Origin of the sequence: Mesorhizobium sp. C277A (genome assembly GCF_040324395.1) — a bacterium.
In the GTDB taxonomy this organism is placed as follows: Bacteria; Pseudomonadota; Alphaproteobacteria; order Rhizobiales; family Rhizobiaceae; genus Mesorhizobium.
This window is the reverse complement of record NZ_JAMYVW010000002.1, coordinates 447,227-473,546: the sequence shown is the minus strand read 5'-3', so window position 1 is coordinate 473,546 and position 26,320 is coordinate 447,227. Positions and strand designations below refer to the sequence as shown.

The following is a 26,320-nucleotide window of genomic DNA, read 5'->3' as shown; positions in this document are numbered from 1 at the left end:
TATCGGAAATTCGCTCCAGGATCGGGGCGCGGTCTGTGGGGGCCGAATCGCATGCTCGGTTTGCCGATGATATCGGTGCGCAATCTCGCCATGCGTTATGGCGGCGTTTTCGCGCTAAGGGATATGAACCTGTCTGTCGGACAGGGGACCATCCATGCTGTCGTCGGTGAAAGCGGCGCCGGAAAGTCGACGCTGGTGAAGGTGCTTGCCGGCGTGCTCCGGCCCAACAGCGGCACCATCCGCGTCGGCGACCAGATCGTCACCGTCGACAGCCCGATCGCTGCACGCAAGCACAGCTTCGGCGTCGTCCACCAGGGGCTCGGCCTGTTTGCCGACCGCTCGGTGCTGGCCAATCTGTTCGTCAATCGCGAGCCGTTGCGCAATGGCTTCGTCTCCAGGCGCGAAATGGAGGCACGCAGCCGCACCTTGCTTCGGCAACTCAAGCTCGACGTCGATGTCCACGCTCCTGTGGGACAACTCGGCATGGGCGAACGGCATTATGTCGAACTCGGCCGCGCAATTCTGGAAGGCCCGAGGCTGCTGATCCTCGATGAACCGAATTCTGCGCTCGACCGGCGCCAGACCGAGCACCTGTTCACCGTACTAAGTGACCTCAAGGCCAAGGGCACGAGCGTGCTCTATGTCTCGCACCGGCTGGAGGACGTGTTTGCGATCGCAGACCAGGTCACCGTGATGCGCAACGGCCGTGACGTGCTGACAAGTGAGCGCTCGGCGTTGAGCGAAGCCGATGTGATCGACGCCATGATCGGCCAGCAGCGCGGCAGCCTGTTCCCGCCTGCACTGCCGGCCAATGCCAGCACGATAAGGCCGCGGATCACGGTGGAGGGTCTGAGCGGCGGCCGGATTTCCGGCGTCAGCTTCACCGCCCGCTCCGGCGAGATCCTCGGCTTGGCCGGGCTTGAGGGGTCGGGCGTTGAAGACCTGTTCGAGATGCTGTTTGGCCTGCGCGAGGCGCAAAGCGGCAGGGTGCGGCTCCCCGACGGCTACGGCTTGCCTGGAAATCCGACCGAAGCGGCGCGGCGCGGCATCGGCCTGGTGCCGGCCAACCGCCTGTGCAACGGCCTGATGCCCGACCGGTCGCTGGCCTTCAACATAGGCAACATCGCTACCGGCGCCCGCAACTGGGGGTCTCGCCGCTACTCGCCCAAGGCCGCGATCGCCGCCGCCGCAAGGCAGATCGATGCGCTGCGCATCAAGGGCCTGCCGGACGCGCCGGTGAATTCGCTGCTGGCCGGCGATCAGCAGAAGATCGTAATCGCCAAATGGCTGGAGACGGCGCCGCAAGTGCTGCTCCTAGACAATCCGGCTGGCGGTATCGAGGCGGCTGCCAAGCGCAAGATCTATGCGCTGATCCGGCAGATGGCGGCCAATGGCTGTATCGTTTTGCTGCGTTCGGTCGAGCCGTCCGAACTGACCAACCTCAGCAACCGCGTCCTTGTCTTCCACCGCGGCCGGGTCGCCGGCGAGCTGTCCGGCGCCGAGATGAAGCGAAGGACAGTGCTGCAACTGACCACCACCGGCGAGATGCCGGAGGCGGAGCGGCCGAAAAAGAAACTCGTGGGAGCCATGGCATGACACGATTGGATCCCATGCTACAGCTTGCCGGTTCGGCTGCCCACCCGAAGCGCAGCCTTCACCTGCCCGTCGAACTCAGGCCGCTCATCGGGCTCGTTGTCCTTGTGGCGATTACAGGCTTTGCCCGGCCGGATTTCCTCGACGAGGCCAATGTGCTGTCGTTGCTGGAAACCGCTGCGTATCCCGGCATGCTGGCGATCGGCATGGTGTTCGTGCTCGCACTCCGCGAGATCGACCTTTCCGTCGGCTGGATATTCCATCTCGCGGCCCTTCTCACCGCATTCCTTCTGGCCGCCGGCATCGACCCGTGGCTTGCCGCCCTTTCCGGCGTGCTGCTCGGCGCCGGGCTCGGCCTCGTCAACGGCCTGCTGGTGGTGGCGCTGCGACTGCCGGCCATCGTCGTTACGCTGGGCACCTTTGCAATGTTCCGGGGCCTGGCGGCGGTGGCCGTCAAGATGCAAGCGACAGCTCCGGCCAGCCCAGGCGGCGACTTCTTTGAGATCGTTCACGGCAAGCTGTTCGGCCTTGTGCCGACGGCTGTCTTTGTCTTCGTCACAATGGCGGTGGTGATGCACCTCGTGCTTCACCGCAGCCGCTTCGGCTACCGGATCCAGGCCGTCGGCAGCAATCCGCAGGCGGCGCTCTATGCCGGCATCCCGACAGGTGCTGTGCGGCTGCAGACGCTGGTGCTGATGGGCATCGTCTCGGGGCTGGCGGGCGCGCTGTGGCTTGGCTCTCCCGTTACCGACGTCGACCAAGGCGGCGGTTTCGTGCTGATGGCGATTGCCGCGGCGATCATCGGCGGCACCTCGCTTTCCGGCGGGCGCGGCACCGTCTTCGGTGCGGTGATCGGCATGCTGATCGTCCAGGTCATCTTGAGCGGCGTGACCCTGTTCGGCATCGACGCCGCATGGAGCCCCTTCGTGATCGGCGCGGTGATGGTGCTGGCGCTCGCGCTCGACCGGCTGGCCAAGGTGCTGCGCAACCGCCAGGCCGAGCGCTTTCAGGAAAATCCGCGCGCCTGAGTTTAAGCCCCGCCTGCTTGCCGGGAAATATCTCTATCTCTTGGTTGACGCAATTCCGGACGGAAAACCGTTTCACACTTTTCCTGGAATCGCCCTCTAACTGATGCGATCTGATGGGATCGATGATGGCGCGTTGCATCGCGCCACCATCCATTGGGCGGATGGAGGCTTGCCATCGGCCGCAAAAGAAGATGCTCTGCGCATCCGGGTCGGCGCTGGCAGGAGGAGAGGATCAAGGGCATGGCCCGGATCATCGCCGGACGTGGAGGTCGTTTTTCAACATGGGAGGAAAGCAAATGCTGACGAGGCTACGATTACTCGTGCTTGGCTTGATTGTGGCGCTGGCCGTTCCGGCGGCGGCACAGGCCAAGACGTTCTACTGGATTTCGCATGGCGGCCCGGCCGACCCGGTCTGGACCTACTTCCTGGCCGGCGCCAAGCAATGGGCGAAGGACACCGGCAACACCGTCAACACCTCGTTCCACAATGGCGACGTTGCCTCGCAGCAGGAGGCCGTGCGCGCCGCGATCTCGGCAAAGGCCGACGGCATCGTCACCACCAGCCCCGATCCGGGCAGCCTGATCGAAATCGCCAAGGAAGCCAACACGGCCAAGATCCCGATCATCAACTTCAACACGCCCGATCCCAAGGCAAGCTTCGACGCCTATGTCGGCGGCGACAACGTCACCTTCGGCAAGCACTGGGCGCAATATCTGGTCGACAAGGGCCTGGTGAAGAAGGGCGACTTCGTCTGGATGCCGGTCGAAATCCCCGGCGCCACCTACGGCGTCCAGGAAGAGGAAGGCATCAAGAGCGTCTTCGAACCGCTGGGGATCACCTATGAGATCACCGAAGCGACCCTCGACCAGGCCGAAGCCATCAACCGCATGGTCGACTATCTCACCGCCAACAAGGCCAAGGTCAAGGCAATCATCGGCCTCGGCGATCTGGTCACCGGCTCGATCAAGCGGGTGTTCGACCAGGCCGGCATCAAGCCGGGCGAAATCCCGGTCGTCGGCTGGGGCAACTCGCTCGACACCACCCAGGAAGTGCTGACCGGCTACGTCAATGCCGGCCAGTGGCAGGACCCGCAGGCGACCAGCTACGTCGCGCTGTCGCTGGCCAACATGGCGGCGTCAGGCATTCCTCCGGGCTTCAACGTCATCACCGGCGCGCTCTATGAAAAGGACACCGCGCAGGTCTACGACGACATCCTGTCGGGCAAATAACCCAGACCTTCAACAGTCGCGGCCGCAGCCGCGGTCGCGACTGTCTTTTCGCCGAGCCCTTCGCGTTGCGCGCTGGGCTCAGCCTTCCCCTTCCTGTCGCAGGTTATCAGTGGAAAACCGTTCGCTCATCCAACGCCTGATCGCGAGGCCGGAATTCGGGCCCTTCGTTCTGCTCATCGTCGAAATCGCGGTGTTCTGGAGCATCAACCACGATTTCCTGTCGCCGCAGAACATCTCCAACACGCTGGCCTTCACCGTCGAGCTCGGGCTGATCGCGCTGGCGATGACGCTGTTGATGACGTCGGGTGAATTCGATCTGTCGGTCGGCTCGCTGTTCGGCTTTTCGCCGGTGCTGATGTGGACGCTGTTCAACAGCGGCCTGACCTCGCTGGAGGTCGGCTTCCTCGCCGCGCTGCTGATCGCGGCCTTCATCGGCCTGGTCAATGGCTGGTTCGTCACGCAGCTGAAAATCCCATCCTTCCTGGTGACGCTCGGCATGCTGCTGGTGGTGCGCGGCACCGCGCTGTTCGTCACCGACGGCTTTCCGCAGCGGACGTGGAGCGCCGAGGGCAGCTGGCTGGCCGAAGCGCTGGTCGGTGATTTCTTCATCGGCCCGTTCCGCATCTACATGTCGCTCTTCTGGTTCATCGCGGCGGCCATCGCACTGGGCTACGTGCTGACGCAAAGCCGGACCGGCAACTGGATCCAGGCAGCCGGCGGCAATCCAGGCGCCGCAAGGGCGCGCGGCGTCAACGTCAGCGGCGTCAAGATCGGCCTGTTCGTGCTGTCGTCGGTGATGGCTTCGCTTGCCGGCGTCATCTCGTCGCTGCGCACGTCGGCCGCCAACCCCAACAGCGGCACCGGCTACGAGCTCGAAGTCATCGCCATGGTGGTGATCGGCGGCACGGCGCTGACCGGTGGGCGCGGCACCATCATCGGCACGGTGCTCGGCATCCTCATCCTGCGCGTCATGCGCAACGGCATCGTGCTGATCGGCGTGCCCGGGCTGGCCTACAACATCTTCATCGGCGCCATCATCCTCGGCATGATGGCGCTGCACTCATGGCTGGAACGCCGGCATCAGGCAGGGACCTAGAACCATGGCTGAACCGCTCATCCGCATGTCCAACATCAAAAAGTCCTACGGGCGCGTGCAGGCGCTCGAAGACGCCAATTTTCATGTCAACGAAAGGGAGATCGTCGGCCTGCTCGGCGACAATGGCGCCGGCAAATCGACGCTGATCAAGGTGTTGTCGGGGGCGGTGCCGCTGACCAGCGGCGACATTTTCATCCGCGGCAAGAAGGTCAATCTGCGCAGCACCAGCGACGCCATCGCGCACGGCATCGAGACGATCTACCAGGATTCGGCACTGGTGACGCAGCTGTCGATCGCGCGCAACCTGTTCCTTGGCCGCGAGCCGATCAAACCGCCGCGCTTTTTGAACCGCATGGACCAGGAGGCGATGAACAATGTCGCCCGCGACCTGTTGAAACAGGTCGGCATCTCCAAGAACATCCCGCCGACGACGCCGATCGGCTCCCTGTCCGGCGGCGAGCGGCAGGCCGTCGCCATCGCGCGCGCCATGCACTTCGACAGCGACCTGATCATCCTCGACGAGCCGACCAACAATCTCGGCGTCGCCGAGACGCAAGGCGTGCTGAGCTTCGTGCGCAACGCGCGCGATTCCGGGCATTCCTGCATCTTCATCGCCCACAACATCCACCATGTCTTCCAGGTGGTTGACCGCATCGTCGTCATGCGCCGGGGCAAGGTGGTGGCCGACGACATCGACCCGAAGAAGACCAGCGTGGCCGAGGTCGAACGCATCATCACCGGGATGTCCGACAAGGAGATCCGCGACGCCATCATCGAAGGCGGGCCATCGCACGGCTGAACCGTCTTCGCGCCGTCTGGCACGGAAACGCATCCGCTCTAACTCGTTGTAGAGCATGACCTTTTGACAAAACGGTTCCCGTTTGTCCTAGAAAACCGGTTCCCACTTTTCGGGATCATGCTCTATGACTACAGCCATGAAAGCCACCGTTGCCGACATAGCCAGGAGCTGCGGCCTGTCGACCGCGACCGTCGACCGGGTTCTGAACAACCGGGCCGGCGCGAGCGCCGCCAACCGCCAACGGGTGATGGAGGCGGCCAAGCAGCTCGGCTATTTGCCGGTGGTCGATCAGGTGACGCTGCCGTCGCGGCCGGCGCATCTTGAATTCTTCCTGCCGATCGGCGCCAACGGTTTCATGATCGACCTCGCCGGGCACATCGAGGACTATGCGGGGCGCCTGCCGCTGGTCGCCTCGTGCCGGATCCACAATCTCGGCGGCATCTCGCCGGCAGCGCTGCAGGCGGCGGTTGAAAATCTGTCGCTGAAGGCCAATGGCGTCGGCGTCATTGCCGTCGATCATCCGCGAACGCGCAACATATTGCGCGATGTGGTCGAGGCAGGCATCCGCCTTGTCACGCTGGTCTCCGACGTTCCAGCCGCCCCGCGTTCAGCCTATGTCGGCATCGACAACCGGGTTGCCGGACGCACGGCGGCGCTGTTGATGGGGCGCTTCCTCAATGGCCGCCAGGGTCATCTGGCGATGGTCGTCGGCTCGCGTTCCTATCGCGGGCACGAGGAGCGAGAAATGGGCTTTCGGTCGGTGCTGACAGAGGAATTCCCCAATCTCACGGTCTCGAGTGCGGTCGAGATCAATGACGAACCGGAGGGCAGCTACACCGCAACGATGCAGGCGCTGCACAACGAGCCGGAACTGCTCGGCATCTATTGCGTCGGCGCCGGGCGCTCAGGTGTGGCGAGAGCGCTGCTCGAGGCCAAGCCAAAGAAGAAGCCGGTCTTCATCTGCCACGACCTGACCAAGGAAACGCGCGGCTATCTCGTCGACGACCTCGCCGATGTCGTCATCGACCAGAATGCGCGGCTGATCGCGGAGCAATCTGTGATCCGCCTGCTTGGCTCGATCGCATCCGCCGCGCCATACCTGACGAAGAAGTTCATCGAGCCACGGCTGATCTTCAAGGAAAACGTGCCGGTGCAGTGAAGTCGCGCCGTGGCGGTTTCTCCGATTTGTACGACAAGTCGGGGTAGATGCCGCAAATCTGCACAGCAGCCATGCAACTTTCATTGTTGCCGAATCATTGGGCAACCCGTACTCATCTGGGTGTCGGCCATCTACTCCTCCCAGATGCGATGCCGACGCTGAGCGCGGTGCACCTCCTCCCGCATCTCGTTCGAAATCGAGCCCGCTGCCACCTCCTCCCGGCAGCGGGCTTTTTCATTCTCAAATGAATCTAAATTAGAGTTGACGGGCAAGTTCGGAGAATAGCCAAAAGCCCCGCCGGATGATGGGGACTCCTCAACTCCGAAAGCTGGAATTCAGCGCGCCCTGAAAGAGCTGATCAGGCCTTCAGCCATGCGCACGAACTGCGTGCTGGGGCCCTGGCAGCCCATGGTCTGCACGCTGACGCGCGCCCCTTCGAACAGCAGCGACAGCGTATCGGCCAGAAGCTCGGCCTGACCGATGCCCGCATCCCGGCACAGCGCAACGAGGCGATCGCGCTGAGCGCTCTTGAGCTCCTTGATCACGCTCCTGGCGGGATGGTCCGGCTCGGTCAATTCGGCGGCGGCATTGGCCATGTCGCAGCCGCGACCGTCAGCCGCCAGGCAAGCAGCGGCCATGCGAATCCAGGCATGCAACTGGGCGAGCTTGTCGCCGGGATGCTCAGCCTCGAATTGGTCCCACATCGCGGCGCCTTTAGCCGCCGACGCGCGCAGGCACTGGACGATCAGTTCGTCCTTCGACTCAAAATGACGGTAGAGCGTCATCTTGTTGGTGCCGGCGGCTTCCGTGATGGCGTCTACGCCGACGCCCTTGATGCCATGTTTGTGAAACATGTCCTGCGCCGTCTCCAGGATTCGATCCCGGGGACGCACGCGATCCGTAATGCCGTCTGCCATCGCAGTCTCCTTGTCTCCCTAAAAATTCGGTTCACCTCTTGACTAGGGTGTTACCGGTCTGTAACTATCCGAATGTTACTTACTGGTAACACCTATGTAGCCTTCCGTCAATAACAAGGCCGTGAACTGGTCCTGCCAGATCACAAAGGGTGAAAATTGCAGGTCATGCGGCTCCGGCCGGTGAAGAGATGAAAACCGGTTCGCGATCATCCGATGCGGGCCGCTGGAATGGAGACGCTCCAATGTCGCAGCGCAAGGATTTGACCATCGATGAAGCCATCCGGGATCCGATGATCCGGCTGGTGATGAAAGCGGACCGCGTCAACCCGCGCGCCTTCGAAGCGATGCTGAGGACCGTTGCCGATGAGCAGGGCCTCAGCGGCGCGGCGCCGTCTTCGTATTTTTTGCAGGACCCGGGTTCGGTGCGCAGCAGGCGGCTGTCCCGGTCTGCCCATTCTTTTAAAGAGGCCGGTTCTTCTAAAGAGGTTTGCGTGTCGTGGTAAATTATTTCATCCATCGTCCGATCTTCGCCTCGGCCATCGCCATCATCATGGTGCTCGCCGGGACGATTTGTTATTTCCTTTTGCCGGTTTCGCAGTTTCCCGACATCACGCCGCCGCAGGTCGTGGTCAGCGCGCATTATCCGGGCGCCAGCGCGCAAGTGGTCGCCGATACGGTGACGACGCCGCTGGAACAGCAGATCAACGGCGTCGAAGGCATGACTTACATGTCGTCGTCGAGCTCCAATGACGGCTCCTCGACCATCACCATCACCTTCGATGTCGGCTATTCCTTGAGCACCGCTGCCGTCGACGTTCAGAACCGCGTCTCGCAAGCGGCCTCCTCGCTGCCGGCGATCGTCAACCAGGGCGGCGTGACGATCAAGAAGCAGAACCCGAATTTCGTCCTCATCGTCAACCTGACCTCGCCCGACAGTTCGGTCGATCCGGTGGCGCTGAGCAACCTCGCCTATCTGCAGGTCGTCGATCCGCTGAAGCGGCTGCCTGGCGTCGGCGACGTCCAGATATTCGGCGAGCGCCGCTACTCGATGCGCGTCTGGCTCGACCCGGACAAGCTCGCCAATCTTAGCATCACCGCGGTCGACGTCCAGAATGCCATCTCGGAACAGAACGTCCAGGTGGCGGCCGGCAAGATCGGCCAGTCGCCGGCGCCCGCCGGCACCGCCTTCGAGATGCAGGTCAACGCCGTCGGCCGCCTGAGCGACCCCAAGGAGTTCGGCGACATCGTCGTGCGCGCCAACACCGGCACCGGCTCGCTGGTGCGGCTGCGCGACGTCGCCCGCATCGAGCTCGGCGCGCTGCAATATTCGTCGTCGGCCTTCTTTGGCAAGGACCCGACGGTGGTGCTGGCCGTCTACCAGATGCCCGGTTCCAACGCGCTCGATCTGCAGCAGCACGTCAAGGACAAGATGCAGGAACTGTCGGCCCGTTTCCCCAAGGGCGTCAGCTACGCCATGCACTACGACACCACGCGCTTCGTGTCGGCATCGATGCATGACGTGCTGATCACGCTTGGCGAAGCGCTGGTGCTGGTCGTGGCCGTGGTGTTCATCTTCCTGCAGAGCTGGCGCACGACGATCATCCCGACCATCGCCATTCCGGTGTCGCTGGTGGCGACGATGGTCGTCATGGAAATGATGGGCTTCTCGCTCAACATGCTCTCCCTGCTCGGCATGGTGCTGGCCATCGGCCTCGTCGTCGACGACGCCATCGTGGTGGTCGAAAATGTCGAGCGACAATTGGAGGCGGGCCTCAAACCGCTGGCGGCGACCAAGGCCGCGATGGCCGAGGTCACCGGACCGATCATCGCCACCACCGCAGTGCTGATGGCCGTCTTCGTGCCCGTCGCCTTCATTCCCGGCGTCTCCGGCAAGCTCTACAATCAGTTCGCGCTGACGGTGGCGATTTCGGTCGGCATATCCGCCTTCAACTCGCTGACGCTCAGCCCCGCGCTGAGCGCCGCCTTCCTGCGCCATCGCGGGGAGACGCAGTTCGCCCCGTTCCGCTGGTTCAACACGGGTTTCGACAGGCTGTCGCATGCCTATGCCCATGGCGTACGAATCCTCATCCGGCTGCGCTGGATCATGCTCGGTCTGTTCGCGGCCGGCCTTGTCGCCACATACTTCGTCTGGCAGAAGTTGCCCTCGACCTTCCTTCCGGTCGAGGACCAGGGTTACTTCTTCGTCGTCATCCAGTTGCCCGACGGCGCCTCGCTGGAACGCACTGATGCGGTGGCGCAGAAAGCGCGCGACATATTGCAGGCAACACCCGGCGTAGAAATTGTCGGTTCGATCAGCGGCCTGAACTTCCTTACCAGTGCGGCGCAATCGAACTCGGCGGTCGAGTTCGCCATCCTGAAGCCATGGGAAGAGCGCGGCCCGGACCAGAGCGCGTCCAAGCTCGTAGCCGACGTGCGCGGCAAGCTGATGCAGATTCCGGAAGCCTTCGCGCTGTCCTTCGATCCGCCTTCGATCCCGGGTATCGGCACCACGGGCGGCTTCGAATTCGTCGTCGAGGATCTCACCGGGCGCGGCAGTTCAGCTCTCAACGACGCGACGCAAGCCGTGATCACCGAGGCGCGCAAGCAGCCGGAAATCAATCCGCAGCAGCTGTTCTCGCCGTTCTCGACCTCGACGCCGCAGTTCAACTACGACCTCGACCGCAGCAAGGCCAAACTGCTCGGCCTCAACCTGCCCGACGTCTTCAACACGCTGCAGATCTATCTCGGCTCGCTCTACGTCAACGACTTCAACCTGTTCGGCCGCACCTTCCGGGTGACCATCCAGGCCGACAAGGATGCACGTGCCGACGCAGGCGACCTTTCGCGGCTCTATGTGCGCAACGCCTCCGGCGGCATGGTGCCGCTGAGCACACTGGGCAAACTGGTGCCGTTCGTCGGCCCGGAAACCGTGCCGCACTACAACAACAACGCCTCGGCCACGATCAATGGCGGCGCAGCCCCCGGCTTCTCGTCGGGCCAGGCGGTTGCCGCGATGGAACGGGCCGCCGCCACCGCTTTGCCCAGGGATTTCGGTTTCGAATGGACCGGCATCACCTTCCAGGAGCTCAAGGCAGGATCGATCGCGTCGGTCGTCTTCGGCCTCGCCATCGTCTTCGTCTTCCTGATCCTGGCGATGCAGTATGAGAGCTGGGCGATGCCGTTCATGGTGCTGCTGGCGGTGCCACTGGCCCTGTTCGGCGCCTTCGCAGCCCTGTTCCTGCGCGGCATGCAGATCGACGTCTACTCGCAGATCGGCTTCGTCATGCTGATCGGCCTCGCCGCCAAGAACGCGATCCTGATCGTCGAGTTTGCAAGGCGGCGGCGCGAGGAAGGCTTGAGCATTGTCGACGCGGCGATGGAAGCCGCGCGGCTGAGGCTGCGGCCGATCCTGATGACGGCCTTCGCCTTCATCCTCGGCGTGCTGCCGCTGATGTTTGCGACGGGTGCGGGTGCGGCAAGCCGGCAGTCGATCGGCACCACCGTGTTTGGCGGCATGGTCGCGGCGACCATCCTGTCGCTGGTGTTCGTGCCAGTCTTCTACGCGGTCATCGAACAGCTGCGCGAAGGCCGCGTGCGCAGCGAACCGAACGCTGCTCATGACCAGGACAATAATGAACCGACTGCCGAACCAGCGCCGATGCGCCTGGCCGAAGCAGCCGAATAGAATTGGAGACCAAAATGCGTAAATGGAAAATAGCTTTGGGAACGGCCGTCGCCCTGGGAGCGATCTCGGTGGCAAGCGTCCACTTCCTCGATATGGGCAATCTCAGCCTCAATGCCGGCACGGCGGCAGCGACGGCAGCACCTGCGGCATTCGTCATGCCGGTGCCGGTGACGAGCGTGGTCAAGAAGACGATCCCGATCTACCTCGACTACGCCGCCCGCATCGAGGCGATCCGCAGCGTCACCTTGCAGGCCCGCGTGCCCGGCTATCTGCAGGAGCAGACGGCTGAGGACGGCGCGGATGTGCACCAAGGCGATCTGCTCTACAAGATCTCGCCCGACGACTTCAAGGCGGCTCTCGACCAGGCCAAGGCCGAAGTGCAGCGCGACCAGGCGAGCCTCGACTATGCACGCTCCAATCTCGGCCGCGGCTCCGAACTCGCCAAGAGCGGTTATCTGGCCAAGGATGGGTTCGACCAGCGTACGAGCACCTTGCGTCAGGCCGAAGCGTCGCTTGCCGTCAACCAGGCGGCGGTGCGGACGGCCGAGCTCAATTTGAGCTACGCCGAAATCCACGCTCCGTTTGCCGGCCGCGTCGGCCGCAACCAGGCTTCGGTCGGCACGCTGGTCAGCGTTGCCGGCACGGTGCTGAACACGCTGGTGCAGCTCGACCCGATCTACGTCACCTTCAATCCGAGCGAGACGGACCTGGCAGAAATCGAACAGGCCCGCGCCGCCGGCCCGATCGAGGTCGAGGTGCTGCTGCCCGGCGAGACCGAAGCCAGCCAGAAGGGCGAACTCACCTTCATCGACAACACGGTCGACCACTCGACCGGCACGATTACGGCGCGCGCCACCATCGGCAATGCGAAGTTCTCGCTGCTGCCGGGCCAGTATGTCAGGGTGCGGCTGCACATCAAGCAGCTGCCCGACGCGCTGATGGTGCCGCAGGTGGCGCTGGGTTCGAGCCAGCTCGGCAAATATGTCTATGTCGTCGGCAAGGGCAACACGGTCGACCAGCGCATCGTCTCGCTTGGCGCGACCAGCGGCGACCTTGTGGCGGTGCTCAGCGGCGTTGCCGAAGGCGACCAGGTGATCACGGGCAATCTGCAGAAAATCGGACCAGGAATGCCGGTCTCGCCGTTGCCCCAGGAGAAACCGGCCAGCTGATAACCCCCATCAGCCCCGGTCCTGCGGCGCCTTCGGCTTCCACGCCGAGGGCGCCGTTTTTTTATGGAGCGCCGCACGCCGTTTTTGGAGTAACCGCAAGGCACAAGAATCCGGAACAATCATCTTGTAGGATTGTCGACAATCTGCTTGTCTGGTTTCCGGCTCTCACTGGAGTGACGGAATGGCCAAGCTGGACTTCAGTCCGATCGCGGATACGACACGCCGGGCCGAGATTGTCGCGCTGTTGCGGCGGGCGATCCTGACCGGCCAGCTGGAACCCGGCCAAAAGCTGAACGAGCTGAGGATCGCCGAGCAGATGAGGGTCAGCCGTGCGCCGTTGCGCGAGGCGATGCGCGAGCTGGTGCAGGAAGGCATCCTGACCAGCATTCCCTATGCCGGCACCTTCGTCATCGATGTCACCGCCAAAGATATCGACGACGCCTATTCGCTGAACAAGGTGCTCGATGAATTCGCCATCGAGCGGACATGGAAGCTGCGCGACCAGCGCTTCTTCGACGAACTCGACCGCCGGCACGAGGCAGTGAAGCAGGCGACGCGCGCGCGCGACACCACCCGCCAGATCGAAGCCGCGCTGCAATTGCACGGGCTGATCTATGAATGGGCCGACAATTCGGTGCTGCTGGAAACCTGGCAGCGGCTGACCAGCCGGCTGCAAATGTATTTTGCCCTGCACCAGCGGGCCCGCAACGAGCCGGTGCCGGCCGAAGATCTCCACGAGACCTATGTGCGGCTCTTGAAGGGCGCCGACATGCGCGCTGCCCAGCGCCATGCGCGCGAGCATATCGACCTCGATTTCGAAGAGCTGCTTGCCTATGCGCGTGGCCTCGAGCAGCGGAACATCGAAGGGCTGACCCTCCTCAACACCTAGAGACAACGGACAGACAAGTGCAGATCAAATCCATCAAGGCATATCGCGTCGTGCAGCCCTTCGTGGACGGGCCTTACCGCATGTCCAAGGGGCGTGTGGCCGACTGTTTCGACACGGTGATCGTCGCCATCACCTCCGACAGCGGCGTGACCGGCTGGGGCGAGATGGCGCCGCTCGGCAACTTCTATTCGGCCGCGTTTCCGGCGGGAACGCGCGCGGGCGTGGTCGAGATCGCGCCGCACCTGATCGGCCAAGACCCGCGTGGCCTCGCCGGCATCGGCCGATTGATGGATACGGTGTTCAAGGGCCATCCCTACATCAAGTCGGCGCTCGACATGGCCTGCTGGGATCTGGCGGCCCGCGCCGCCGACGTGCCGCTGGTGACCATGCTTGGCGGCCGCGAGAGCGACATGGCGGAGACCTACCGCGTCGTCACCCACGGCACGCTCGACCAGATGGCGGCACTGGCCAAAAGGATCATCGCCGAAGGCTGCCGCCGGCTGCAGGTCAAGGTTGGCGGCAATGTGCATGAAGACATCGAGCGGGTGAGCGCGGTCGCTTCGGCCGTGCCGAAAGGCACGGTGATTTTCTGCGACGCCAATGCCGGCTGGACACCCTACCAGGCGCGGCAGTTCGCCGATGCAACGCGCGGCATCGACTACACGTTCGAGCAGCCCTGCACAACGATCGAGGAGAACATGTCGGTGCGCCGCATGCTCGACAAGCCGATGGTGCTGGACGAGAGCGTCATCTCGCTCGAGGCGATGCTGGAAATCCATCGCCTGGGCGCCGCCGACGGGCTGACGCTGAAGATCTCGCGGCTTGGCGGCGTAACCAGGACAAGGCAGATCCGCGACGTCGCCGTCGATCTCGGTTTCATGATCACCGTCGAGGATACGGGCGGCGCCGAGATCGACACGGCGGCGATGGCACATCTGTCGCTGTCGACGCCGGAAGAACGCCGGCTGCACGCCATCGCCTTCCATGAGTGGGTGACGGTGCGCACGGCCTCCAACGCCCCACCGGTCACCGGCAGCCACATGGGCATTCCCGACGGGCCCGGCCTCGGCATCGATGTCGTGCCCGACCTGCTCGGCAAGCCTTTCCTAGGGATCGGCTGAGATCAAGCGCAGCATGAAGCTGTCACCCCACGAATCCTCCGTGGGAGATTTGGTCCTGCAGCCATTCTCCGATTTGCGGGTTGAAATATTTTTCAAATGGAAATAGGAATGTTCAAAATGATGATTTGACGCTGCGGCGCGTCGTGACTGGAGGAAGCGATATGGCCCATCCGCAATTTGCAGCGGAACTTCTGCAGCGCGCTGAAGCCCAAGGGCCTATCACCATCGGTCTCGCCGGCGCCGGGCAGATGGGCACCGACATCGTCGTCCAGGTGGCGCTGATGCCGGGCATGCGGATCGGTGCCATTTCCGAGGTGCGCCCGCAAGCGGCGATCGATGCCGCACTGCTCGCCGGCCATGACCGCTCCGACATCGTCCAGGCTGCGAACGCCTCTGCCATCGACCGCGCCATCGAGGCCGGCAAGATCGCTGTCACCGAAGATCTGCATGCGCTGGCCGCGGCCGGCCGCATTGATGTCATCATCGACGCGACAGGCAATCCCAACATCGGCACGCTGTTTGCGCTCGAAGTGATGAAGAACGGCAAGCACATCGTCATGCTCAATGTCGAGGCGGACATTACGATCGGCCGCTTCCTCAAGGAGGAAGCGCGCAAGGCCGGCGTGGTCTACACCGGTGCGGCCGGCGACGAACCCGCCTGCACGCTGGAGATCATCGGCTTCGCCAAGAGCCTCGGCTTCAACATCATCGCCGCCGGCAAGGGCAAGAACAACCCGCTCAAGATCGACGCCATGCCCGCCGACTACGAGAAGGAAGCGGCCGAGCGCAATATGAATGCGCGCATGCTGGTCGAGTTCGTCGACGGTTCCAAGACGGCGATCGAGATGGTGGCGATTGCCAACGCCACCGGGCTGGTGCCCGACGTGCCGGGCATGCACGGCCCGACGGCGACGCTGGAGGAACTGGCCAGCGTGCTTTGCCCGCGCGAGGATGGCGGCGTGCTGCACCGCAAGGGCGTGGTCGACTATTCCATCGGCAAGGGCGTGGCGCCCGGCGTGTTCTGCATCATCGAAACGAGGCATCCGCGCGTGCTGGAGCGCATGGTCGACCTCAAGGTCGGCAAGGGTCCCTATTTCACGATCTACCGTCCCTATCACCTGACAAGCCTTGAAGTGCCGCTGTCGGCGGCGCGCGCCGTTGTCTACAAGCGCGCCGACATGGAGCCGCTCGACCATCCGGTCGCCGAAGCGGTGGCGGTGGCCAAGAGCGATCTCGGCGCGGGCCAATCGCTCGGCATGATCGGCGAGAACGACTATCGCGGCTTCGCCATGACCTGGGAGGACGCCCGCGCCAAGGGCGCGCTGCCGCTCGGGATTGCCGAACGCGCCAAGGTGGTCAAGCCGGTCAAGACCGGCGACTTCCTCACCTATGAAAATTGTGTACCCGACGATTCGATGGTGATAACGCAGATCCGCCGCCGTCTCGACCAGTCGGACGGACAGTTTGTGACCAACGCCGCCTGAACCTTCGGGATCTCCCTGTGATGGACGATGTCGTTATCGGGATCGATGCCTCGACGACGGCGGTGAAGGCAATCGCCTTCACCCGCGACGGCGCGGAGCTGTTCCAGGCGCGCGAGGCCTATCCGCTGGCCAATCCGAAGCCCGGCCATTTCGAGCAGGATGCCGAACATTGGTGGGCAGCCCTCGTCAGTGCGCTGAAGCAGGTTGCCGACAAGGTCGGCGCCGCGCGCGTGGCGGCAATTGCCATAGCCCATCAGCGCGAGACCTTCACCCTGATCGATCAGGCCGGCACGCCGCTCATCCCGGCGATCCTGTGGCTTGACGAGCGCGCCCGGCCACAAGTCGCCCGGCTGTCGGCCGAACTCGGCCGCGAGGCGATCCGCGACTGGAGCGGCAAGCCGCCGGATCCGACGCCGGCGCTCTATGCCATCGCCTGGTTGGCGGAACACCAGCCGCAGGTGCTGGCCAACGCCGCCGCCCTGGTCGATGTTCATGGCTTCTTCGTTCACCGGCTGACCGCACAGCTGGTTACCAGCACGGCAAGTGCCGACCCGCTCGGCTTGCTCGATGTCGCGACAGGCGAATGGCACGCTGAGCTTGTGGCGGCTGCAGGGCTGCAGCCACGGCAGTTGCCGGCGCTGATCGGCCCAGGCGAAATCTGCGGCGGCCTTGCCGAAAGCATTGCCCAGCTGACTGGCCTCAAAGCGGGCACGCCAATTGTCGCCGGCGCCGGCGATGGCCAGGCCATGGGTCTCGGCATGGGCGTCTATGGTGCCGGCAGGAGCTATCTCTCGCTCGGCTCCGGTGTCGTCTGCGGCTGCTATTCCGGCACAGTCACCACATCGGACGCGTTTCGCACGCTGGTCTCGCCCACCGGTTCGGGCTTCATGCTGGAAACCGTGCTGCGCTCGGGCATGCAACTGGTCGACTGGATCGTGCGCACCACCGGCGCGTCTTCCGCGGCAGAACTGGAGAAGGGTGCGGTCGATGTTGCGGCCGGCAGCGACGGTCTTTTGGTCATGCCCTATTGGGCCGGCGTCATGAGCCCCTATTGGGATGGCGCGGCGCGCGGCGCCGTTGTTGGCCTGTCGCTCGACCATGAGCCCAGGCATCTCTTCCGCGCCACGCTGGAAGGCATCGCTTTGGAGCAAGCCATCGCCAGCGAGGCGATGGAGGCCGAAAGCGGCGGCAAGCCGGGAGAGATGATTGCCGCCGGCGGCGGCACCAATTCGGCGCTGCTGATGAAGATCATGGCCAGCGTGCTGGAGCGGCCGCTGTTCGTGTCGCCGGTCAACGAGGCGGCGGCCCTTGGCGCGGCCATGCTGGCGGCTTCGGCGATCGGCTGGTTTGCCTCGCCGGAAGACGCCGCCAAGGCGATGGCGGCGGCGCCGGCCAGGCGTGTCGATCCGGATATGACGCTGGTGCCGGCTTACCGGGCGCGCAAGGCGATCTACCGCGACCTCTATCACGCGACACGCGACATCCACGCGCGGCTCGGTGCGATCTGAGTTCAAGCGCAGCTTGCCTGCGTGAGGCTCCCATGCCCAACCTGCCCAGCTTGCCGATTTTGCGTCCTGCCCGGCCAATGCTAGACTCATCGGGCTCATGAAAGCAGTATTTCACCTTGCCGCCCTGCCCTGGATTGTCGCGCTTGCGGCAGCTCCAATGACGGCGCGTGCGCAGGACGAGCCGCCCTTCGAGGTCACGCTCGACATGGACAATGACGGCAGGATGGATCGGGCCGCGATCGCGGCGGATTCCGAAACCGGGCTGGCGGATCTCTCGATCTATCTGGCTGCCGGCGAAGGAAAGCTCGATCCTTCGCGCAAGCCTGACTTTGTCAAAAGGGCGCTGACGCAGGACCGTATTCTCGGGCTCGAAAGCAAGGGCAAGGGATCGCTTGTCGTCACCTCGTGCTTCGGCTGCGGCGCCAACAAATCATGGGATGCGACGCTGACCATCGTCTGGCGCGGCGGTAAATTCCTTGTCGCCGGCTACAGTCGCGACTGGGACTGGAATGTGCAGAAAGCCGACGGCTCGGTCGGGACGACGCTGGGCGGCTGCGACATCAATTTTCTCACCGGCAAAGGTACCGCTTCAAAGGACCTGGACGACGGCAAACCGGTCGCGGGAAAATTCGTGTCGATCGCACTGGCCGACTGGTCGGACGACAGTCGTCCGGAGCCCTGCGAATTCTGACCGACGCCGACAGCGCTCAACGGTTGAGCAGGCCTTTGGCCGCATCCTCATCGGTAATGAGCACCGAAATCCTGGTGTTGGCGAGCGCGGCGCGCATGACGGCGACCTTCTCCTGACCGCCTGACACCAGGATGATGCTCGGAATATCGGACAGATCCTGCAGCGGATAGGCGCAGACGCGGCGGTTGACCTCATGGTCGACAGAGTGGCCCTCGGCGTCGATGAAATGGCACAAGAGGTCGCCGACCGCGCCGGCCGCCTGCAATTCCTCTAGTTCGCTCGGTTTGATGAAGCCGTAATTGGCGATCGGGCTGTCCTTGGAAAACGAGCCGACGCTGAGCACGGCGATGTTGGCGCGGCGCGCGCGGAAGACGACATCCTGAACGCTGCGCTGGCTCATGAAGGCATCGCGCTGTTCCGGCTTGTCGGCATAGACCGGCACCGGCAGCAGGAAACATTCAGCGCCGATCTTTTCGGCGAACTCCCAGGCGCTTTCGGTCGGGTTGAGCGGCTGCGCGTGGGTGAGGCCGCCGAGCATCGAGACAACCGTCGTCCTGGCGATCGGCCGCCTCGGCAGTTCGTTGATGGCGAATTTCAGGGTGCGACCCCAGCCCAGCGCAATGACGTCGCCGGCATTCACATTGTCGGCGAGATAGGCGGCAGCCGCGTGGCCGATCATCAGCGGCGCGTTGCTGCGATCGGCGGCCGACGGCACCACGACCGCCTGGCTTAGCCCGAAGCGCTGCTTCAGGCTCTCCTCGAGCTGCACACATTCGACGACACTGTCGCGAATGCGGAACTGGACAATGCCTTCCTCGCGGGCGGCCGACAGGATCCGGTGCACCTTGATGCGGCCGACGCCAAGAATCTCGGAGATGCGCTCTTGCGTCAGACCTTCGACATAGTAATGCCAGGCGGCCCGGGCCTTGAGCTCGGCATCGGGGAAGCGCGAGGCCTTCTCGTTTTCGACGGTCGCCATCTTTTGCCCTCCCGCGGCAGATTTCGGAAATCTTTCCGCAAGCGCCGCCCCCTGGCCTTCCCTAGGACAAACCGCCCTGTGGCGCAAACCACCGCCGAATGGCGCAACGGCTCTTGACAATTTTCTAATGAACAGTTTAGCTGAACAAAATTGCATATCAAAGATAAATTGTTCACAGGGAGGTGCCTGGTGAACAAGAGCGGACGGCAGGCCATCGCCGTTTCGCTGACGGAGGAGACGAAGTGGCCGTGAGTAATGATGCAAGCGAGTCGAAGGCTGGCGAGTTGAAAGCCGCGCCCGGCACTCAAGGTGCGACGGCCGCGAAGCTTTCGGCGCTGTTTGCCGGAACCATGGGGCCGCTGATCGGGCTGCTGCTGCTTTGCCTGGCGCTGACACTGACCACCGACACGTTCCTCACCGTGCGCAACATCCTCAACGTACTCGACCAGATCACCGTGCTCGGCATCATGGCAATCGGCATGACGCTGGTGATCCTGATCGGCGGCATCGATCTCTCGGTCGGCTCGGTGCTGGCGCTGGCCGCCATGGTGATGGGCTTTGTCTCCCATCCCGACTATCTCAATCTCGGCCTTGCGGCCGGCGTCGTTGCAGCACTGGTCGTCGCCGGCCTTTGCGGACTGGTGTCCGGCCTGCTGGTGACCGTCACCCGGCTGCCGCCGTTCATCGCGACGCTGGCGATGATGTCGGTGGCGCGCGGCCTTGCCAACATGATCACCGACGGCTCGCAGATCGTCGGCTTTCCCGACTGGTTCACCAGCCTGTCAATCATCCGCCATTTCGGCTTCCTGTCGGTCACAGTCGGGGTGATGATGGTGCTGGCGATCGTCTTCGCCATCTTCCTCAACTACCGCGCCACCGGCCGCAGCCTTTACGCCATCGGCGGCAGCGCCGAGGTGGCGCGGCTCTCCGGCATTCCGGTGAAGTCGCTGACCAACTGGGTCTATGCCATCTGCGGCGTGCTTGCGGGTCTTGCAGGCATTGTGCTTGCCGCGCGGCTGGATTCGGTGCAGCCGAGTTCCGGCCTCGGCTATGAGCTCGACACCATCGCGGCGGTGGTGATCGGCGGCGCCAGCCTGTCGGGCGGCGTCGGCTCGATCGGCGGCACTGCTGTCGGCGTACTCATCATCGGCGTGCTGCGCAACGGCCTCAATCTGCTCGGCGTCTCGCCCTTCATCCAGCAGGTGGTGATCGGCGTGGTGATCGCGCTGGCGGTCGCCAGCGATACCTGGCGGCGCAGGGCGCGATAGAGAACGGGGCACAATTGAGAATTCGCCCGGAGCGTCCGGGCGATAGACGGATCGGTCGATCCGAAACTGGGATGTTCCAAGGGGCGCGATGCGCTGGCGGGACAGTTTGACTATCAACGGAGGAAACACATGCTCACCAAACGTTCACTGCTGCTCGCCGCTGCCGCAATCATTCCCCTGCTCGGGCTGACCGACATGGCCTCGGCCAAGGAGGCCAAGAAACTCGGCCTCGCGGTGGCCAATTTGCAGGCCGACTTCTTCAACCAGATCAAGCAGTCGGTCGAAGCCTACGGCAAGGAGAAGGGCATCGAGATCGTCACCGTCGACGCCAAGGGCGATTCGGCAACGCAGGTCAGCCAGGTACAGGATTTGATCACGCAGAACATCGACGCGCTGATCTACATTCCGGCCGGCGCCACAGCCGCCACCGTGCCGACCAAGACCGCCAAGGCCGCCGGCATTCCGGTGGTCAATGTCGACCGCAACGCCGACGGCGCGCCCGGCGACACCTTCATCGCCACCAACAGTGTCGCCTCGGCGCAGGCGGTGTGCGACTACATCGCCAAGCAGGCCGGCGGCAAAGGCGAACTGATCATCATCCACGGCCAGAAGGGCACCACGCCGGAAGTCGACCGTTCCAAGGGTTGCGGCGAAGCGCTCAAGGCCTATCCCGATATCAAGGTGGTCGGCGAATTGTGGAGCGAAGGCTGGCACCAGGACGAAGGCTTCAAGCTGACGCAGGACCTGCTGCAGTCGCATCCCGATGTCTCCATCGTCATCGGCCAGGCCGATGCGCTGGCGCTGGGTGCGGCACAGGCGGTCAAGGTCGCCAATCCCGGCCACAAGGTCTGGGTTGCCGGCTTCGATGGCGACGTGGCCGCGCTCAAGGCGCTGAAGGACGGCGTGTTCGACGTCACCGCGACGCAGCAGACGCAAGGCATGGGCCGTCTCGCCGTCGATGCGGCGATCAAGCTGGTGGCCGGCGAAAGCGTTCCGGCCGAGCAGCTGCAGGATGCGACGCTGACCACCAAGGACAATGTCGAGCAGTTCATCGCCAAGCATCCGTAACGACCGGCACCGCTTTAGAGAGCACCACGATGTCTCCTGATCCTCGCCACAGCGAAAGCCCGCACAACGGGCTCTTCGTCAACGGCCTTTGCAAGAGCTACGGACCGGTCCAGGTCCTGGCCGATGCAAGCTTTGAGGTGCGGCCGGGCGAGGTTGTGGCGCTGCTCGGCGAAAACGGCGCCGGCAAGTCGACGGTGTCCAATATCATCGCCGGCTCGACCCGGCCCGACGCGGGCACCATCATCTGGCGGGGGAAGCCCTATTCCCCCGCCTCGCCTGCCGCGGCAATCGATGCCGGTGTGGGCATGATCCATCAGGAACTGAAGCTGCTGCCGGATCTGTCGGTGGCGGAAAACGTCTATGTCGGGCGCCTGCCGATGCGCGGCGGCCGCATCGACCGCGCCGAGATGAACGCTAAGGCCTCGGCGCAGTTGAAGCGGCTTGGCCTCGACGTCTCGCCCGAGCGCAAGGTGGGCACGCTGCGCATCGCCGCCCAGCAACAGGTCGAGATCGCCAAGGCGTTGACGCTCAATGCCGAATTGCTGATCTTCGACGAACCCACCGCAGCGCTCGGCGGCGAGGAAACGGAGCTTTTGTTCCAGCAGATCCGCAAGCTCAAGGCGGAGGGCATGTCCTTCATCTACATCAGCCATCGTCTCGACGAGATCGCGCAGATTGCCGACCGCGTGGTTGTGATGCGCGACGGACGCATCGTCGCCCGCCACGAGCGCGCCGATATTCCCGTGCGCACAGTGGTGGAGCAGATGGTCGGCCGCTCGGTCGAACGGATGTTCCCGCATCTGTCGTCGCCGCGCGAGGAGACGCTGCTCGAGGTCGACAACCTGTCCTCGCCGGAGAAGAGCTTCAACAACGTTTCCTTCTCGGTCAAAGCAGGCGAGATCCTCGGCATTGCCGGGTTGATCGGCGCCGGCCGCACCGAACTGGTGCGGGCGATCGCCGGCGCCGATCCGATCTCGTCGGGCTCGGTGCGCGTTGCCGGCAAACCGGTGCATCTCAGCGGGCCAGCGGCAGCCATCAAGGCCGGCGTCGTGCTGGTGCCGGAAGACCGCAAGGCGCAAGGCGTGGTGCTCGACCAGACCATCGGCGAGAATCTGGCGTTCGGCAATTTCGACCATGTCGCGCCGAAGGGCTGGGTGTTCCCGAAAGCGGTGCAGAAATTCGCCGAGGCCGGCATCTCCCGTCTCGGCGTCAAAGGCAAGCCGAACCAGGCGGTGTCGAAACTGTCCGGCGGCAACCAGCAGAAGGTGATCATCGCCAAATGGGTGTCGCGGCCGCCAAAAGTGTTCATCCTCGACGAGCCGACGCGCGGTATCGATGTCGGTGCGCGCGCAGCGATCTACGACGTCATCGCCGACCTCGCCCGTTCCGGCATGGCGGTGGTGGTGGTGAGCTCCGACCTCGAGGAGGTGCTGGGTCTGTCGCACCGGGTGCTGGTGCTGAGCCGCGGCCGCCAGCGCGGCATTCTCGACCGCAGCGAGGCGAGCAATGTCGCGGTGATGGAACTCGCCACGAGCTGAGGACAGGAGTCGGAACAAAGCGCAGCAGGTGGTATCCTCCCAAGGACCGGACCGCGCGGGGCGCCAGCAAAGACTGGCGCCCCTTCATTTCAGGAGGGGGAACAACATGAAACTATTCGATCTCAGCGGCGACGTAGCGCTGGTAACAGGCGCCGGCAGCGGCATTGGCCAGGCCATTGCCATCGGGCTCGCCGAAGCCGGCGCCGACATAGCCTGTTTCGGCCATGCCTCGAAAGGCGGGCTGGATGAGACCGCGCACAGGATCGCCGCGCTTGGCCGCAAGGCGGTGGTGCTGACCGGGACGGTGACGTCGGAGGCCGACTTGGCGACCGCAGTCGAGCGCACGGAAAAGGAGCTCGGCGCGCTGACCATCGCCGTCAACAATGCCGGCATTGCAGGAGCCGAGGCCGCCGAGACGCTGTCGCTGGAGAAGTGGCAGAAAATCTACGACGTCAATGTCAGCGGCGTGTTCCTGTCCTGCCAGGCCGAAGCGCGCGCCATGCTGACGCGGCGCAAGGGCTCGATCATCAACATCGCCTCCATGTCGGGTTCGATCGTCAATCGCGGCCTGACCCAGGCGCATTACAATTCGTCGAAGGCGGCGGTCATCCACATGTCGAAAAGCCTCGCCATGGAATGGGCCGATCGCGGCCTGCGCGTCAATGTGGTGAGCCCAGGCTACACGCTGACGCCGATGAACAAGCGGCCGGAGGTCGCCGAACAGATCAAGATCTTCGAACGCGACACGCCCATGGGGCGCATGGCGACGCCGGAAGAGATGGTCGGCCCGACCGTGTTCCTGGCCAGCCGCGCCGCGAGTTACGTCACCGGCATCGACCTGATCGTCGATGGCGGTTTTGTCTGCTGGTAAGGAGAAAAGATGCAGAAGCGTTTTGAAGGCAAGACTGCGGTCATCACCGGCGCGAGCGGTGGCATCGGCGCGGCGATGGCGAAGCGCTTCGCCGAGGAAGGTGCCGCGGTCGTGGTCAGCGCCATCGATGCCCGCGTCGAGGACGTCGCCGCCGGCCTGAAAGCAGCGGGCGCCAAGGTCGCGTCGATGCGCATGGACGTGACCAGGAAGGATGAGGTTACAGCGCTTTACGATCTCGCCGAGAAGGAATTCGGCCGTGTCGACATTTCGGTGCAGAATGCCGGCGTCATCACCATCGCCCGGATCGAGGCGATGACCGAGGCCGAGTGGGACAAGGTGATGGCCGTCAACACCAAGGGCGTGTTCCTGTGCTGCCAGGAAGCGATCGCGCGCATTCGCAAGCATGGCGACGGCGGCCGGCTGATCAACACGGCATCGGGCCAGGCGCGGCAGGGTTTCATCTACACGCCGCACTATGCGGCGTCGAAGTTCGGCGTCGTCGGCATTACCCAGAGCCTGGCCAAGGAAGTCGCCAAGGAAAAGATCACCGTCAACGCGATCTGCCCCGGCATTATCGACACCGACATGTGGGCTTACAACGACGCCGCCTGGGGCAAGCTGATGGGTGACTACAAGCCCGGCGAGCTGATGGCCGAATGGGTGAAGAACATCCCGATGGGGCGCGCCGGCAGCGGCGAGGACGTGTCCGGCTTGGTCAGCTTTCTCGCCAGCGACGACGCCACCTACATCACCGGCCAAACCATCAATGTCGATGGCGGCCTGATCATGTCGTGAACGTCAGCTCTGGCGGTTGGCAATCGACCAGTCTGAAATTCCGCAGTGCACAGGGCATCAGCCGTTGCGCCGCATGAACGTTGGTATATATAATTTCATCTCATGAAACGGCCTTGGCGAGCTCGCCGGCCGAGACCATGGGACCTTGATGGCTCGCACGTCTGAGAGCGCCGCTGGAGCGGCGATCGATCTGTTGACGATTGCTCACGCAGCAATCCATCCGATGCCATGACGCGGGCCCGCCCGGCATCACATAAACACCAAGTCGAGCAACCATTTCGCCTGCGCAAGTTGCGGCCGCGGCAATGGCATGGTGCGAACGAACTTGCGCAACGACCCGCCTTTCCAACACAATCAAGAAAAGACGCAAGAAGGGAACGGTCAAGAAATTTCCACATGGTTTGACAGGAGAACAAGCATGTCATTTCGCAGTGTGATTTCGAACCTATCAATGGCAGCCCTTGCACTCGCCGCCGCAAGTGCGCTTACATCACCGGTCCACGCAGCAGCACCTGAATCCAACGACCCGATCAAGATCGCGCTGTTCGACTGGACCAGCGTCAACCTCAACGCCAAGATCCTTGGCGGCATCCTCGAAAAGCTTGGCTACACCGTCGAGTATCCCACCGCCGACTACCTCTCCAGCCTGACCACCGGTCTCACCAATGGCGACCTCGATGTCGGCCTGGAGTTCTGGGACACGACGGCCGGCGAAGCGATGAAGGCTTCAGACGCCACCGGCCAGACCGAGCGGCTGGGCAAGCTCGGGCCGAAGGCCAAGGAGGAATGGTGGTTTCCCGAATATATGAAGGAGAAATGCCCCGGCCTGCCCAATTGGGAAGCGCTGAAGGACCCGAAATGCGCCGAGGCGTTCTCGACAGCGGAGACGGCGCCGAAGGGCCGCTATCTCGGCGGCCCGGTAACCTGGGAAGGCTTTGACGACGAGCGCGTCGAGGCGCTGAAGCTGCCCTTCACCGTCATCCATGCCGGCACCGACGCGGCGATGTTCGCCGAGTTGGACTCGGCCTATCAGCGCAAGGCGCCGATCATGCTGTGGATCTATTCGCCGCATTGGGCGCCGGCCAAGTACAAGGGCGAGTGGGTCGAATTCCCGGAGTATACGCCCGAGTGCTACACCGACCCGAAATGGGGCACCAACCCGGATGCCAAATATGATTGCGGCAAACCGCATGGCGAAATCTGGAAATACTCCTGGTCCGGCATGAAGGACAAATGGCCGGTCGCCTACAAGGTGGCCAAGGCGTACACGATCGACACCGATGAGCTCAACAAGATGAGCGGCGAGATCGACCTCGGCGGCAAGACGCCCGAAGATGTCGCCGCCGCCTGGATCGCCGCCCACGAAGCCGACTGGAAAGCCTGGGCGCAGTGATCGCCTGACTGGAAGCCAGACCCGGCCCTAGCGGCCGGGT

Annotated in this window: 22 protein-coding genes; 20 read left to right on the top strand and 2 right to left on the bottom strand. The window is 63.7% G+C overall.

Annotated elements, in window-relative coordinates; translation table 11 throughout:
• The first annotated feature begins 51 nt into the window (after positions 1-51).
• The 6 genes from NKK52_RS02235 (at position 52) to NKK52_RS02210 (ending at position 6,904) form a co-directional block, all read left to right on the top strand.
• The gene (locus tag NKK52_RS02235) at positions 52-1,596 is read left to right on the top strand and encodes a sugar ABC transporter ATP-binding protein (RefSeq protein ID WP_023684402.1); all 1,545 of its coding nucleotides are present in this window, start codon (positions 52-54) and stop codon (positions 1,594-1,596) included.
• Positions 1,593-2,621 carry an ABC transporter permease gene (locus tag NKK52_RS02230; protein WP_196813737.1) on the top strand — a complete coding sequence of 343 codons (1,029 nt, stop codon included), beginning with the start codon at positions 1,593-1,595 and terminating at the stop codon, positions 2,619-2,621. The genes NKK52_RS02235 and NKK52_RS02230 overlap by 4 nt, the downstream gene beginning before the upstream one ends.
• 296 nt (positions 2,622-2,917) lie before the next feature.
• The gene (locus NKK52_RS02225; RefSeq protein ID WP_023687083.1) at positions 2,918-3,850 is read left to right on the top strand and encodes a substrate-binding domain-containing protein; all 933 of its coding nucleotides are present in this window, start codon (positions 2,918-2,920) and stop codon (positions 3,848-3,850) included.
• 109 nt (positions 3,851-3,959) lie between these two features.
• A complete protein-coding gene (locus NKK52_RS02220) occupies positions 3,960-4,946 on the top strand; it encodes an ABC transporter permease (protein WP_023668514.1) in 987 nt (328 codons plus the stop codon).
• 4 nt (positions 4,947-4,950) lie between these two features.
• Positions 4,951-5,745: an ATP-binding cassette domain-containing protein gene (locus NKK52_RS02215; protein WP_023668515.1), complete on the top strand. Its 795-nt coding sequence runs from the start codon at positions 4,951-4,953 to the stop codon at positions 5,743-5,745.
• A gap of 136 nt (positions 5,746-5,881) precedes the next feature.
• A complete protein-coding gene (locus NKK52_RS02210) occupies positions 5,882-6,904 on the top strand; it encodes a LacI family DNA-binding transcriptional regulator (RefSeq protein ID WP_023668516.1) in 1,023 nt (340 codons plus the stop codon).
• Positions 6,905-7,239: 335 nt separating this feature from the next.
• Here NKK52_RS02210 and NKK52_RS02205 read toward each other — a convergent pair whose 3' ends face one another.
• The gene (locus NKK52_RS02205) at positions 7,240-7,821 is read right to left on the bottom strand and encodes a TetR/AcrR family transcriptional regulator (protein ID WP_023668517.1); all 582 of its coding nucleotides are present in this window, start codon (positions 7,819-7,821) and stop codon (positions 7,240-7,242) included.
• Between the two features lie 242 nt (positions 7,822-8,063).
• On the opposite strand from NKK52_RS02205, the gene NKK52_RS02200 reads away from it, so the two are divergent.
• The 8 genes from NKK52_RS02200 (at position 8,064) to NKK52_RS02165 (ending at position 18,368) form a co-directional block, all read left to right on the top strand.
• Entirely contained in the window at positions 8,064-8,324 is a 261-nt protein-coding gene (locus NKK52_RS02200) for a hypothetical protein (RefSeq protein WP_023668519.1), read from the top strand.
• Positions 8,318-11,506: an efflux RND transporter permease subunit gene (locus NKK52_RS02195; RefSeq protein ID WP_023684405.1), complete on the top strand. Its 3,189-nt coding sequence runs from the start codon at positions 8,318-8,320 to the stop codon at positions 11,504-11,506. Before NKK52_RS02200 ends, NKK52_RS02195 begins: the two co-directional genes overlap by 7 nt.
• A 14-nt stretch (positions 11,507-11,520) precedes the next feature.
• Positions 11,521-12,675 carry an efflux RND transporter periplasmic adaptor subunit gene (locus NKK52_RS02190; RefSeq protein ID WP_031198584.1) on the top strand — a complete coding sequence of 385 codons (1,155 nt, stop codon included), beginning with the start codon at positions 11,521-11,523 and terminating at the stop codon, positions 12,673-12,675.
• A gap of 181 nt (positions 12,676-12,856) precedes the next feature.
• Complete coding sequence (locus NKK52_RS02185) at positions 12,857-13,564, top strand: GntR family transcriptional regulator (protein ID WP_023684407.1); 708 nt, start codon at positions 12,857-12,859, stop codon at positions 13,562-13,564.
• 17 nt (positions 13,565-13,581) lie between these two features.
• Entirely contained in the window at positions 13,582-14,685 is a 1,104-nt protein-coding gene (locus NKK52_RS02180; protein WP_023684408.1) for a mandelate racemase/muconate lactonizing enzyme family protein, read from the top strand.
• 161 nt (positions 14,686-14,846) lie between these two features.
• Complete coding sequence (locus NKK52_RS02175; RefSeq protein WP_023668524.1) at positions 14,847-16,169, top strand: NAD(P)H-dependent oxidoreductase; 1,323 nt, start codon at positions 14,847-14,849, stop codon at positions 16,167-16,169.
• Positions 16,170-16,189: 20 nt separating this feature from the next.
• Complete coding sequence (locus tag NKK52_RS02170) at positions 16,190-17,677, top strand: xylulokinase (protein ID WP_023684409.1); 1,488 nt, start codon at positions 16,190-16,192, stop codon at positions 17,675-17,677.
• A gap of 97 nt (positions 17,678-17,774) precedes the next feature.
• Positions 17,775-18,368 (top strand): hypothetical protein, encoded by a 594-nt coding sequence (locus tag NKK52_RS02165; RefSeq protein ID WP_156939282.1) that lies wholly within the window; start codon positions 17,775-17,777, stop codon positions 18,366-18,368.
• Positions 18,369-18,384: 16 nt separating this feature from the next.
• Here NKK52_RS02165 and NKK52_RS02160 read toward each other — a convergent pair whose 3' ends face one another.
• Positions 18,385-19,347 (bottom strand): sugar-binding transcriptional regulator, encoded by a 963-nt coding sequence (locus tag NKK52_RS02160; RefSeq protein WP_023684411.1) that lies wholly within the window; start codon positions 19,345-19,347, stop codon positions 18,385-18,387.
• A 284-nt stretch (positions 19,348-19,631) separates the two neighbouring features.
• Here NKK52_RS02160 and NKK52_RS02155 point away from each other — a divergent pair, with 284 nt between their 5' ends.
• From NKK52_RS02155 to NKK52_RS02130, 6 genes are all read left to right on the top strand, one after another.
• The gene (locus tag NKK52_RS02155) at positions 19,632-20,615 is read left to right on the top strand and encodes an ABC transporter permease (RefSeq protein WP_050588086.1); all 984 of its coding nucleotides are present in this window, start codon (positions 19,632-19,634) and stop codon (positions 20,613-20,615) included.
• 129 nt (positions 20,616-20,744) lie between these two features.
• On the top strand, positions 20,745-21,683 hold the full coding sequence (locus NKK52_RS02150) for a sugar ABC transporter substrate-binding protein (RefSeq protein ID WP_023684414.1): 939 nt from the start codon (positions 20,745-20,747) through the stop codon (positions 21,681-21,683).
• Between the two features lie 29 nt (positions 21,684-21,712).
• Entirely contained in the window at positions 21,713-23,221 is a 1,509-nt protein-coding gene (locus NKK52_RS02145) for a sugar ABC transporter ATP-binding protein (protein WP_023684415.1), read from the top strand.
• Positions 23,222-23,327: 106 nt separating this feature from the next.
• On the top strand, positions 23,328-24,092 hold the full coding sequence (locus NKK52_RS02140; protein WP_023684416.1) for an SDR family oxidoreductase: 765 nt from the start codon (positions 23,328-23,330) through the stop codon (positions 24,090-24,092).
• 9 nt (positions 24,093-24,101) lie between these two features.
• The gene (locus NKK52_RS02135; RefSeq protein ID WP_023684417.1) at positions 24,102-24,887 is read left to right on the top strand and encodes a glucose 1-dehydrogenase; all 786 of its coding nucleotides are present in this window, start codon (positions 24,102-24,104) and stop codon (positions 24,885-24,887) included.
• A gap of 418 nt (positions 24,888-25,305) precedes the next feature.
• Positions 25,306-26,280, top strand: a complete 975-nt coding sequence (locus tag NKK52_RS02130; protein WP_023716139.1) for an ABC transporter substrate-binding protein — start codon at positions 25,306-25,308, stop codon at positions 26,278-26,280.
• The last annotated feature ends 40 nt before the right edge of the window (positions 26,281-26,320 follow it).